This window comes from Candidatus Ruthia endofausta, assembly GCF_013342985.1.
GTDB classification, from domain to species: Bacteria; Pseudomonadota; Gammaproteobacteria; order PS1; family Pseudothioglobaceae; genus Ruthia; species Ruthia endofausta.
In genome coordinates, this window is the sequence record NZ_CP054490.1 from 205,920 (window position 1) to 217,991 (window position 12,072).

A 12,072-nucleotide genomic window follows, 5' to 3' on the forward strand; every position below is an offset into this window, starting at 1 on the left:
TATTTTTGACTAATTACAATCAGGCTTATTTGTATATATTAAGTGTTTTCCAATCCTGACCAAAGTTTTTCTAATTTATAAAATTCTCTGGTTTTTTCCGTCATAATATGAACCACAACTTCTGCCAAGTCTATCAACACCCAATGCCCAGTCTCAGTGCCTTCAATGCCCAACATTTTCATATTAAGGCGCTTGGCCTCAATTTTAAGATTATTGGCGATACTACGCACATGTTGAACGGATCGGCCTGTGACAATAACAATGGCCTCAATATCAGCACTTTGTTCTAAAATTTTTAAGGTGACGATATCTTCACCTTTTAATTCTTCAATGGTATCAGTAACGGTCTTTAATTGTTGTTCTAAATTCATGAGGTATTAATATAATCAATAATAGATTCTGGCAATAGTCTAGATAAGTTTTTATAGTTGTGTATTTTACCGTGAATAGTGCTTGAAGAAATATCAAGCATTTGATTATTTGCAAAAAAGACAAACCCAGTCTTTTGTTTTGTTAAATCATTAACCACACTGGTTAATTTAAAACCATATTTTTCTTGATGTATTAAAGCACCAGATCTAGCAATGACCACTATGTGGCAATATTGATAAAAAGTTTGATATTCTTTCCAACTGTTCAGTGTGTTAAAACTATCCATCCCCATGATTAAACAAATAGAATCATTTTGATGTTCTGATTGAATGTGTTTGAGTGAGTCAATGGTGTAGGAGTCTCTATTTTTTTCAATTTCTCTAGCATCTATTGAAAGCATGTTAAATTCTTTAACGGCTAAGTGCAACATATCCATACGTTGATTGACACTAAAATTGAGTTGCTCTTTATGTACAGGTTCAGCGCAAGGCATTAAAAATAATTTTGATAATCCAAGCTCAATTTTAAGTTGAGCGGCGTTTTTCAAATGCCCATAATGAACAGGATCAAACGAGCCACCAAAAAAGCCAATCATTGTAAACAATTCAAAACTTAGGCTTTTTTGCAATACTCATAACATAGCCTTAATTTCTGCTTGGGTTAGCGCATCTTCGGGATAAGGGATTTTTCCTTGTTGCATACCATTAACATAATTAACAAAATCGGCCTCGTTATCAAGCAATAAAAAAGCATTCCCTTGTTTTTGTTCACCCATTGTTGTGTTAACTTTTGCGCCGTAGTCATGCCCACAATGTAGCATTACATCATCATCAATACGTTTGAGTTTTTGCATGGAATGAAACAATTCGTTAATATTACCACCAGACAATGAACAATGCCCCGCCCCATAAACAAACAAAGTATCACCAGTAATAATATGCCCATCTAACAAATAACAAATACCACCAGCGCTGTGTCCTGGTGTGTTGATAATTTTAGCTGGTGTATTGCCGATAAAAACAGTGTCGTTGTTTTCAACTGTTTCAGGTAGGCTGTCAATTTGCAAATAGGGTACTTCATTAACACCCACTGTTATTTTAGCGCCTGTCGCTTCTACAATTTCATCAACGGCATTGGTATGGTCAAAGTGCCAATGAGTTAACCAAATATCAGTGAGTGTGTAACCTTTATCATGTATCCGTTGAATAAACAAGGGTGCGTCCCATGCTGGATCAACAATGGCGCAGGTTTTTGTGCTATGGTCAAAGACAAAGTGAATGGAGTCTTCTAAAGCGCCGATGTGGTAGAGTATTTCCAGTGTGTAAGTTTTTTCTTTAAAAGTTCCTATGTCCATGTCATTCATTTTACCAATTATGTCTTGACTAATTCAACTTAGAGATTATAATCTAAATTTGTCTGCTGACAAGTCAGTAATATGGTGGTGTTTTGGGGGCTATAGCTCAGCTGGGAGAGCACGACACTGGCAGTGTCGGGGTCAGCGGTTCGATTCCGCTTAGCTCCACCACAAGCAAAAGAAAACGTTATGTCGCCTTCGTCTATCGGTTAGGACCCCAGGTTTTCATCCTGGTAAGAGGAGTTCGATTCTCCTAGGCGATGCCATTTATTTTGCCTGTTTGCAAAATATTTAATTTATTTACCTACAAGTTCTCAATTAAAATACCTTTGTCGCGTTCGTCTAGTCTGGCTGAGGACCCTAGGATTTCATCCTAGTAACAGGAGTTCAAATCTCTTACGCGACGCCATTTCATGTTCACATGAGTGCTAATATTGTTATGAGTTTGTTAAGTATTATTATCCCAAATCGACTCATTGGTCAGCGTATTGATGCTGCAATGGCGCAAATGTTGCCTAACTATTCACGTACTAAAATCACCCAGTGGATAAGATCTGGCAATGCCCTAATTCATCATAAAACTTTTAAACCTAAGGAGAAAGTCTTAGGTGGTGAGATGGTTGCCTTATCAATAAAAATTGAAAAAACCAACGCGTGGTTGGCAGAAGATATTGCCATTGACGTGGTGTATGAAGATGAAGCGATTATCATTGTTAATAAGCCAGTAGGCTTAGTAACACACCCTGGTGCAAGCAATTGGGCAGGAACACTAGCTAATGCATTATTACATTACGATTCATCTTTAGCCAATCTTGACCGAGCTGGCATTGTTCATCGCTTGGATAAAAATACCTCAGGATTGATGGTTGTTGCACGCAGTGAATATGCACAAAAGTATTTAACCGAGCAATTACAAACCCATAGCATCTCACGAGAATATTCAGCCATTGTCTATGGTCATATGATTTCTGGCGGCACGGTTGATGAGCCAATAGGTCGTGACCCTAAAGATAGAATTAGACAAGCAGTCGTTGAGGGTGGCAAAGATGCATTTACTCATTATCGCGTTATTGAACGTTTTGCATACCACACCCACGTTAAGGCAATTTTAGAAACAGGGCGCACTCATCAAATTCGAGTACACCTATCATTTATTGGACATCCGCTGATTGCTGATCCGATGTATGGTGGTAAAATTCGCTTTCCCAAAAAAGCAGACGAGCAATTAAAAAACGTACTTAAAAAATTCAATCGTCAGACCCTTCATGCCAAAAAACTCACCCTCTCACACCCAATATCTGGTGAATTAATGTCATGGAAAGCACCATTGCCGCAAGACATGCAAAATTTATTGCAAGTATTAGCCAAATTTGATGCAAACTAAGCCAAACTTTCCAAGCGGTGTTAAGTTGTTTTCTCAACCCCGCGATATCTAGAAGATGACGCGCGAGTGTTGGTCATTATGATAATCTGAATCTTTCAACGCACACAGGCGACATTCCTGATGCCGTCTAATATTTGCTTACCAGTCTACTGTTATTACTTGTGAAAAAGTAAAAAGGTGTGGTTTACGTGGTGATGACTCGGTATTGCTTATGATGCGGGGTTGGCAAGGGATTTTAAACGGCGTGATCGGGTCGTTTATCACCCCGGTTTAACGAGTACGATTTATTAATACTAATACATTTTGGTGCAGCAATGAGGTATTTGAACAATTTATTACCAAGGATAAAAAATTGAGTACAGCTTATTCTTAATGATTTAGAGGTTAAGATAATCAGTGGCGGAAATTAATGCACCGTTGGACAGGAAAAAGAGTGTATTTTCTTTTCCATGGTTATTGTTCTTTGTTATCTTTGAGTTTGCCACTTGCGTAAAAATCCATTTCCTTAGTAAATGGATTAAGGTGGTAATAATGCCGTGGTTTTTGTTTGCGCTGTTTTTGCTGCACCACACAACCCACGACTTCAAACTCTCCTTTGAGTTCAATATCATCATGTTGGGTATTTAAACAGACTAAAAATTTATTTGAACCACGCTCAATATACTGGCGAAAATATAGCTCATCATCAAAACGTACAATAGCGTAAGCACGATTATGGATTTGCATGCCAGGATCAATAATGACAATGCAATTTTCACTAAATTCTGGCGTCATGTAGTTACCTAAATTTTGCAGTGCAAATGGCTCAGAGTTGGTTGAGCAATTTGTTTGAAATAGTTCTTGTGGCGTATCTAAGTCTGACATTTTTTACAATAGAATGTGAATCGGTTGATCTTGTATAATTCTAATCATTTTACCCTTGCAAAGATGGCATGTTTTATTTTCACAAACATACACAGATAAATTCTGGGTGAAATGCTCAGGATTGCCATCAACTTGAGAAAATCTTGCAAGGTTGTGTCACCTGTTTTACGTTGCGGATTAATACTTACCATAAACAAATTCTCACAAGCATAGATCCCACGACGCTCAATTGTGTTAATTTTTTTTATTAGCCAATGTTGTTATTAAATATTTAGGTATAGCCCAACGAAAATTTTCTCGATGTAATATTATTCAATTCACTTTTTGACTGATAATTAAAGGTGTAAGCCCGTGCTTAGTGATTTCAATTTCTGGAAGTTCAGGCATATAAAAAGGTTAAAAATAACATACATCAAGAAAAATACCTTATTATAATAATCAACTTTAATAACTACGGAGAGAAATATGTTTAATCGTATCAATTTGGTTCAGTGTAAAATAGCGCTTGGTTTTATTACTACTGCGATTGTGGTTTATTTGGTAGGTATGGATGTCATTATCAATCAGCATTATGCTTTTAGTGTGTGGCTACATGTATTGGCAGGCATTGTTTGGATTGGTTTGCTTTATTACTTTAACTTTGTTCAAGTGCCAGGTGTGAGTCAAGCGCTGGCCGACACTGATGGCCCTGGTCCAGCAGCCATTAGCAAATATATTGCGCCTCGTGCTTTATTGTGGTTTCGCATGGCAGCAGTAACTACTTGGATTTTAGGTTTGATGTTATTAGCACTACAATCTCGCGGCATGAACGGTATTATTGGCGCATTTACCCTTGCACAAGATTATCAAGTTATCGGTATCGGCGCATGGATGGGTACCATAATGGCATTTAATGTTTGGTTTATCATTTGGCCAAATCAGAAAAAGATTTTAGGTATGAAAGAGGCAACTGCAGAAGAAATTACAATAGCAAAAAAAAATGCAGCATTGGCATCAAGTATTAATGTTATTTTATCCATTCCAATGTTATTAACCATGCTTGCATGGCACTAAAATAAATCTTAGAACTTACAAAACAAAAAACCGAGGCAAGCCTCGGTTTTTTGTTATAATCCTATAATGAAAAAGATTTAAAGGAGAATGATAGATGAGTACAATGATAACCGAAGCACTTATTTTAGCAAGGTGCAGAGAGCAAAAAGCAAAAAATGTAGCAGAAACAATTTCTAATCAAGACAGAAGATTGACCCTAAAACATGATTCTTGGTAAATTGCAACCTAGATTAAAACTAAGGAGGTAAGACTTCCTTAGTTTTAACTTAATGTTTGTATCTTTAACAAAGCGAATTTAAGTCTAGTTACAGAAAGATTTAAAGCACTTTAAGACAAATAGAATTCATATTTTTGTAGTATTTTTACAATTTTTGTATCTTTTTTACAAAAAAACTTGACTGTTAAAAACAAATGCGTATAATTTATCACATCTTTGTAGTAATACAGAGTAACCGAAGCTAAAAGATTGGAAATTTCTTTTGGCATAACTTTTAAATTTTTGGAGACAAAAAATGAAAAAACAATTATTAATTGCTGCTGTTGCAGCAACAATGTCAGTAGCTGCTATAGCAGACATTTCAATTACAGGTGATGCTTATATATCTTTTGCTTCACAAAGAGTTGGATTAGTTCCTGATGGAAATGAGAATAACGACAACCAGCGCGTTCGTTTAAAAGTAGTTGGCTCTGCTGGTGATACTGGTGATACTAAAGTTACTGCAGTTATTCGTAGTGGTAGCCAAACTCGTGTAGATGAATCACCTACAGAGATAGATAACAATAAAGGTCTTCACATGGATAGTCTGTATATTACAACTAAAGCAGGTCCTATTAGCATTAAAGCTGGTGACTACTGGGATACAATTGGTTTAGGTGCACGTTCTTTAGGTAGAAGCAAGGCAAATGCATTTTCTGCATCAACTGAAGTTGGCGGTTGGAAGTTTGGCATATTTACTGCTGACGGCTCTAATAGCAATACTCGTGACAATACAAATATGAGTGTTTCTGGTAAAATTGGTCCAATTACAGTCGGTTTAGTACACAACCCTAAAGACTTTACAGATTTAACTCTTAAAGGTACATTTAACGATATTTCAGTTGAAGTTGAACAATGGAACGACAAAACAGATATTAATAACGACATAACTTTAATTCATGTTGGTGGTAAAGTAAATAACTTTAAATGGGATGTAGCACAAATCAAAAACGACGCTATATATATTAGTTCTGCTAATAACAAGTTAGCACCATTAGGTTCTATGTTAATTGGTACAGCTGCTCGTGGTGGTACAGCAACAGCTGTTGCTAATGTTGGTGACTTTACTAAAATCTTAGGTGTCGCAGTTAGTACTAAGTTAGCAGGTAATACAGTTAAGGCTATATTTACTAAAGACACTTACGGTGCTAGTGATAAAGTAGCAAGTACAGAGTTAATTGTTAGTCGTCCTTTAAGTGGCGCTACTTTAACAGTTAACATTGCTAAGCTTTCTGGTTTTGATGTTGAGAGCTTTAATGCCACTAACACAGGTCTTAGACTTGATGTTAAGTTTTAAGCTTAAAGTTGCAAAAAATTTAACTTAAATTTATAGAAATTTAAGTTAAATTTAAAAACCCTTAGTCTTAAAATAAGACTAAGGGTTTTTTATTTTTTAAATTTAAAACTTAACTGCCTGATAAAATTCAGACAGTTAAGTTTTAAATTTAAAAAATAAAAAACCATGAAAGATAGAGTAACTTTAAAAATAAATGGGGCAGATGCACAGAGTTTTCTGCAAGGACAGTTGAGTAACAATATTGCTTCTATTGGAGAGAATGAGTGGCAGTTAAATGCTTATTGCCAGCATCAGGGTAAGGTAATTGCTTTATTTTGGGTTACCAAAGTTAAAGGTAATTTTTATTTGAATTTTCCTGACAATTTGCAAAACAAAGTACTAAAGCGTCTTAATATGTTTATATTAATGGCAAATGTTGAAATAAAACAAGCCACTTTAAATACTAATCCACCAATTGATGTGATGAAACATCCTGAAGTATATTTAATAACTAGTGAAAAATTTGTACCACAAGAGCTAAATTTAGATATTGATGAAGTTGGAGTTAGTTTTTCAAAGGGCTGTTATCCTGGGCAAGAAGTGGTTGCACGTTTGCATTACTTAGGTAAGCCTAAGCGTTTTATGCGGTTATTTGAATGTGGACAAGTGCTTAACGTGGGTGACAAATTGATTGCACTTGGCTCAAAATCAACAAAAGCATCGGGCATTGTGGTGCGTTGTGTAAAATCAGCTGATAAATTAAGGTATTTAGCAACGATTGAAGTCAAGTATCAAGATAGCGAAATTACATGCAACGATGCTAAATTAACAAGGATTAAAAATGATTAAATTATTAAAGTTATTAACACTTTTACCCGTGAGTGTTTTTGCAACTAGTGAGCCGCTTACAACCTTAGACCTAACCAGTCATTGGGTAGGTTATATAGCACTTGTGTTGTTTGTGTTGGCTTATATTCTGGTAATGGTGGAAGAATTTACTCATTTTAGAAAATCCAAGCCTGTTATCTTGGTGGCAGGGGTTATTTGGGGGTTAATTGGCTGGGTCTACGCCAGTCAAGGTTTACCACATTCTGCTGAAGTAGCGCTTAGACACAATATATTAGAATATTCAGAGTTGTTTTTATTCTTATTAGTGGCAATGACTTATATTGAGGCCATGCGTGAAAGACAAATATTTGGAGCGCTTAAAGTTTGGCTGGTTAATAAAGGCTTAACTTTTAGACAACTTTTTTGGCTGACAGGATTTTTAGCCTTCTTTATCTCGCCAATTGCTGATAATTTAACCACAGCACTTATTATGGGTGCAGTCGTGTTAGCAGTAGGTGCAAGTAATCCACGTTTTGTATCCATTGCTTTTATTAATATTGTTGTGGCTGCCAATGCAGGTGGTGCGTTTAGTCCATTTGGTGATATTACCACGCTTATGGTATGGCAAAAGGGCATTGTTGAGTTCTCGCAATTTTTTAGTTTGCTAGTACCATCATTAATTAATTTTATCGTGCCAGCCGCTATCATGCATTTTTCTATTAAAAACGAGGTAGCCACCACGGGCAGCCAAAGTAAAGTTGATATTAAATTGGGTGGTATTACTATTCTTGTTCTCTTTATTATTACCATTATTACTGCAGTTAGTTTTCATAATTTTCTACATTTACCACCAGCAATGGGCATGATGACGGGTTTGAGTTATCTTATGATTGTTGCTTACTTTATCAGAAAATCTGAGCGTAAATTGCAGCAAGATGGGTTTGATGTGTTTAAAAAAGTAGCAAATGCAGAGTGGGATACTTTGTTATTTTTCTTTGGGGTGATTTTAAGTGTTGGGGGATTAAGCTTTATGGGTTATTTGGCACTTACTTCTGAGATTATGTATTTATCTTTAGGGGCAACTTATGCTAATATTTTGGTGGGTGTGTTGTCTGCCATTGTCGATAATATTCCAGTGATGTTTGCAGTATTAAGCATGAACCCTGATATGTCATTAGGTCAATGGTTATTAGTAACACTCACAATAGGGGTGGGCGGTAGTTTATTTTCAGTGGGTTCTGCTGCAGGTGTAGCACTAATGGGCCAATCAAAAGGGCTTTATACATTTGGCTCACATCTTAGGTGGACGGGCGTGATTGCACTTGGTTATGCTGCAAGTATTGGTGCGCATCTATTAATGAACGACGCTTTATTTGATGTGCCAGTCTGAGCTATGCTTATTAGTTGATATTGGTAATACTGCTATCAAATGGCGCTTGAATGATGAAACTAATTCAGCACTTATTAAAGAATTCAATATAACTAAATTACCAAAAGCAGATAAAATTTTTGTTAGTTGTGTGGGTGATTGTCGTATATTAGATGGGCTTAATAATGTGCATTTTGTTAAGATTGAGCGTATGTTTAAATCTTTAGAATGTGGCTATCAAATTCTGTCTACATTGGGCCCTGACCGTTGGTTGGCAATGCTGGCTAGTATTGAACGTTATTCCAAACAAAATTTGCTAATTATTGATGCAGGTACTGCGCTGACTTTTGACTTAGTATTAGCTAATGGTAAACATCAAGGAGGGCTTATTATGCCTGGTTTGAGTGCATTAAGACATAGTTTTGCTCAATTTTCTAGCGGTGCTCAACAACTATCTTTAGGTTTGACTACAAATAACACCCAAGAAGGTTGGCTAGTTGGTACAAGTCAGATGATGATAGGTGCTATTAATACACAAATTGAGCAATATTTGAATAATTATAGTGATTTAATTGTTTTACTGACAGGTGGTGATGCTAAGATAATTGCATTAAAACTTCATCATCAGGTTAAACTTCATCAAAATTTAGTGCTAGAGGGCTTGTATAGCTACGCGCAAACATAATAAAGCGTTGCATTCAGCTTTGGTATAATTTACTCATTTAATTTTAAGTCAAGACGATAATGCAAGACAGACGAATTTTATCAGGCATGCGACCTACAGGCCAGCTTCATTTGGGCCATTATCATGGCGTTTTGAAAAATTGGCTAGCGTTACAAAATGAATATGATTCTTACTTTTTTGTGGCTGATTGGCACGCATTTACTACGCATTATTCAGATAAGATAGATTTAAATACTAACGTCATAGAAATGGTGGTTGATTGGTTGGCTGTAGGTATTAATCCAAATATTTCAACAATTTTTGTACAATCTAAAGTGCCTGAGCATGCAGAACTACACTTGTTGCTTTCCATGTCAACGCCTTTAAGTTGGCTGGAGCGTGTTCCTTCATATAAGGATCAACAGTTTAAATTAAACACTAAAGATTTAACAACTTATGGATTTTTGGGTTACCCTTTATTGCAAAGTGCAGACATATTAATTTATAAAGCAGGGCTTGTACCAGTAGGTGAAGATCAAGTGGCGCACATTGAGCTGACACGTGAAGTAGCTAGGCGTTTTAATTATCTTTATGGTCGTGAAATTGATTTTGAAGAAAAGGCTGAAATTGCCATTAGTAAAATGGGTAAAAAACAAGCTAAATCGTACCGCTCATTGCGTAAAGCCTACCAAGAAACAGGCGTTGATGAGACTTTAATAAAGGCGCAAGCTCTACTACAGCAACAACAAAATATTACTCTGGGTGACAAAAAACGGCTTTTAGGTTATATTGAAGGTGTGGGTAGGATCATTTTGCCTGAACCTGAACCATTATTAACAAAAGCTTCAAAAATGCCAGGGCTGGATGGTCATAAAATGAGTAAATCTTATGGTAATACGATTTCCTTGAGAGATAGTGCCGAACAAACACAAGCTAAAATTAAGCGCATGCCAACTGACCCTGCTAGAATCAAGCTGACCGATGTAGGCAATCCAAAAAAATGCCCAGTATGGCAACTACACGAAGTGTATTCAAATAAATCAACTTGTGATTGGGTGGTGGAAGGCTGTACTAAGGCGAAAATGGGTTGTGTAGAATGTAAACAGCCTATTATTAATGCCATTGAAGAGGAGTTAGCACCTATACAAGAGCGCATTGCTAAATACCAGATAGACTCAGGGCTTATTAAGCAAATTATTTTTGAGGGTTCTGAAAAAGCTAGAAGTGTCGCGAAAGAGACCATGATGGAGGTTCGAGAAGCAATGGGTATTAATTATTAATACCTAATCATTATGCTATAATTATCTGCCTATTGATAGTACACTTAGAAAGGAGGAAATAATGATTATTTTACAAGAAGGGTTCAAACGGACTTGAGTAATCAAATATTTTTTCAAATCATACAAATAGTCACTATAAATGGCTATTTTCGTTGCGTAGGTTTCAATTAACAAAGAGAAACCATCAAAAAAGACAAAACCATTTCTTTATTAATGGAAGACTTGGAAGATGATTCTTTAAAGCCTGGTATGAGAATTTTAAGACACATCTATAATAGTGAAGATGATGATGTTGTAATTTATGCAAATTCAACTCATTTGCAAGAAGAGGCTATCGCAATTAGGAATTTGCTTAATTTTTATGAAAATATCAGTGCTGGTGTTGCTGCTGATATTGAGATGATTAAAAAATCTTAAAAATCAATGATTATTGCTATTTATAAACAATCTGAACCTTTTATTACGTGTCTTAGAGAGTAAAATAAAAACCCGAATTTTGTATATAGAGTTTGAAAAATTTATCGATATCTTAAATGACTGAAAGATTACAAAAACTTATTGCTAGCGCAGGCTATGGTTCTCGCCGTTGGGCAGAGCGCTTAATTGAGCAGGGGCGTATTGAGGTTAATAACAGAACCGCCAGTATTGGTGATAAGGTTGGAATAACGGATTGTGTTAAGATTGATGGGCGAAAAATTGATTTAAGTCGCTATCTTGAGCAAGAAACGAAAGTTATTATTTTGAACAAGCAAGCAGGCGTTATTTGTTCTAATTCAGATGATAAAGGGCGAAAAAGTGTTTATAGTTTATTGCCTAAAGAGTCGCGCTGGGTTATGGTGGGGCGCCTTGATTTGAACACTTCTGGTCTATTGCTTTTTACGAATAATGGCGATTTAGCTAACAAGCTCATGCATCCTAGCTCGCAAATTGATAGAGAATATGCGGTTAGGGTATTGGGTCAGATTGAGAGTAAGGATTTAAAAAAAATGACTCAAGGTGTTGAGCTTGATGACGGTTTTGCTAAGTTTAACCAAATAACATTTGGTGGCGGTCAGGGCGCTAATCGTTGGTATAAAGTCGTACTTAAAGAGGGGAGGAAGCGTGAGGTGAGGCGTTTATGGGAAGTATTAGGGTTTAAGGTATCACGTCTTATCCGTATTCGTTTTGGTGAGATTCGTCTGCCTGATAATCTTAAAGCCAATCAATATGATTATTTAAAACCTGGGCAAGTGAAGTTATTGCTTGATGCTGTAGAACGATAACAACTTTATTTCTTGTAAAAAACTTGATGTGTAAGTTAATTACTGCTATCAATTTTATTGATAGAATATCTTAACTTAAACTTGGTTAAGGCAGAGATAAAATGTTTAAT

Annotated in this window: 14 protein-coding genes and 3 tRNA genes; 13 read left to right on the forward strand and 4 right to left on the reverse strand. The window is 36.1% G+C overall.

Going from position 1 to position 12,072, the window contains the following annotated elements:
- Nucleotides 1-38 precede the first annotated feature (38 nt).
- Genes rsfS through HUE58_RS01130 form a run of 3 tightly spaced genes read right to left on the reverse strand, consistent with a single transcriptional unit; the run spans nucleotide 39 to nucleotide 1,726 of the window.
- The gene (rsfS, locus tag HUE58_RS01120; RefSeq protein WP_174605257.1) at nucleotides 39-371 is read right to left on the reverse strand and encodes a ribosome silencing factor; all 333 of its coding nucleotides are present in this window, start codon (nucleotides 369-371) and stop codon (nucleotides 39-41) included.
- Nucleotides 368-967, reverse strand: a complete 600-nt coding sequence (gene nadD / locus HUE58_RS01125; protein WP_246260824.1) for a nicotinate-nucleotide adenylyltransferase — start codon at nucleotides 965-967, stop codon at nucleotides 368-370. Before nadD ends, rsfS begins: the two co-directional genes overlap by 4 nt.
- 36 nt (nucleotides 968-1,003) lie before the next feature.
- On the reverse strand, nucleotides 1,004-1,726 hold the full coding sequence (locus HUE58_RS01130) for an MBL fold metallo-hydrolase (protein WP_174605259.1): 723 nt from the start codon (nucleotides 1,724-1,726) through the stop codon (nucleotides 1,004-1,006).
- 95 nt (nucleotides 1,727-1,821) lie between these two features.
- Here HUE58_RS01130 and HUE58_RS01135 point away from each other — a divergent pair.
- From HUE58_RS01135 to rluD, 4 genes are all read left to right on the forward strand, one after another.
- Nucleotides 1,822-1,897 (forward strand) — tRNA-Ala (locus tag HUE58_RS01135).
- Between the two features lie 20 nt (nucleotides 1,898-1,917).
- A tRNA-Glu gene (locus tag HUE58_RS01140) sits at nucleotides 1,918-1,992 on the forward strand.
- Between the two features lie 65 nt (nucleotides 1,993-2,057).
- Nucleotides 2,058-2,135 (forward strand) — tRNA-Glu (locus HUE58_RS01145).
- A gap of 30 nt (nucleotides 2,136-2,165) precedes the next feature.
- Nucleotides 2,166-3,110 (forward strand): 23S rRNA pseudouridine(1911/1915/1917) synthase RluD, encoded by a 945-nt coding sequence (gene rluD, locus HUE58_RS01150; protein WP_174606205.1) that lies wholly within the window; start codon nucleotides 2,166-2,168, stop codon nucleotides 3,108-3,110.
- Between the two features lie 453 nt (nucleotides 3,111-3,563).
- On the opposite strand, the gene HUE58_RS01155 is transcribed toward rluD, so the two are convergent.
- The gene (locus HUE58_RS01155; RefSeq protein ID WP_174605260.1) at nucleotides 3,564-3,974 is read right to left on the reverse strand and encodes a S24 family peptidase; all 411 of its coding nucleotides are present in this window, start codon (nucleotides 3,972-3,974) and stop codon (nucleotides 3,564-3,566) included.
- Between the two features lie 465 nt (nucleotides 3,975-4,439).
- On the opposite strand from HUE58_RS01155, the gene HUE58_RS01160 reads away from it, so the two are divergent.
- The 9 genes from HUE58_RS01160 (at nucleotide 4,440) to HUE58_RS01195 (ending at nucleotide 11,962) form a co-directional block, all read left to right on the forward strand.
- Nucleotides 4,440-5,027 (forward strand): urate hydroxylase PuuD, encoded by a 588-nt coding sequence (locus tag HUE58_RS01160; protein ID WP_174605261.1) that lies wholly within the window; start codon nucleotides 4,440-4,442, stop codon nucleotides 5,025-5,027.
- Nucleotides 5,028-5,121: 94 nt separating this feature from the next.
- The gene (locus HUE58_RS07065) at nucleotides 5,122-5,244 is read left to right on the forward strand and encodes a hypothetical protein (RefSeq protein WP_277998009.1); all 123 of its coding nucleotides are present in this window, start codon (nucleotides 5,122-5,124) and stop codon (nucleotides 5,242-5,244) included.
- Between the two features lie 295 nt (nucleotides 5,245-5,539).
- Nucleotides 5,540-6,580 carry a hypothetical protein gene (locus HUE58_RS01165; protein WP_174605262.1) on the forward strand — a complete coding sequence of 347 codons (1,041 nt, stop codon included), beginning with the start codon at nucleotides 5,540-5,542 and terminating at the stop codon, nucleotides 6,578-6,580.
- A gap of 165 nt (nucleotides 6,581-6,745) precedes the next feature.
- Nucleotides 6,746-7,408 carry a CAF17-like 4Fe-4S cluster assembly/insertion protein YgfZ gene (gene ygfZ, locus HUE58_RS01170; RefSeq protein WP_174605263.1) on the forward strand — a complete coding sequence of 221 codons (663 nt, stop codon included), beginning with the start codon at nucleotides 6,746-6,748 and terminating at the stop codon, nucleotides 7,406-7,408.
- Nucleotides 7,401-8,777, forward strand: a complete 1,377-nt coding sequence (nhaD, locus tag HUE58_RS01175; RefSeq protein WP_174605264.1) for a sodium:proton antiporter NhaD — start codon at nucleotides 7,401-7,403, stop codon at nucleotides 8,775-8,777. The genes ygfZ and nhaD overlap by 8 nt, the downstream gene beginning before the upstream one ends.
- Nucleotides 8,764-9,441 (forward strand): type III pantothenate kinase, encoded by a 678-nt coding sequence (locus HUE58_RS01180; protein WP_246260825.1) that lies wholly within the window; start codon nucleotides 8,764-8,766, stop codon nucleotides 9,439-9,441. The genes nhaD and HUE58_RS01180 overlap by 14 nt, the downstream gene beginning before the upstream one ends.
- A gap of 59 nt (nucleotides 9,442-9,500) precedes the next feature.
- Nucleotides 9,501-10,700 carry a tryptophan--tRNA ligase gene (locus HUE58_RS01185; RefSeq protein ID WP_174605265.1) on the forward strand — a complete coding sequence of 400 codons (1,200 nt, stop codon included), beginning with the start codon at nucleotides 9,501-9,503 and terminating at the stop codon, nucleotides 10,698-10,700.
- A gap of 213 nt (nucleotides 10,701-10,913) precedes the next feature.
- Complete coding sequence (locus tag HUE58_RS01190; protein WP_174605266.1) at nucleotides 10,914-11,117, forward strand: hypothetical protein; 204 nt, start codon at nucleotides 10,914-10,916, stop codon at nucleotides 11,115-11,117.
- 116 nt (nucleotides 11,118-11,233) lie between these two features.
- Nucleotides 11,234-11,962 (forward strand): pseudouridine synthase, encoded by a 729-nt coding sequence (locus HUE58_RS01195; RefSeq protein WP_174605267.1) that lies wholly within the window; start codon nucleotides 11,234-11,236, stop codon nucleotides 11,960-11,962.
- The last annotated feature ends 110 nt before the right edge of the window (nucleotides 11,963-12,072 follow it).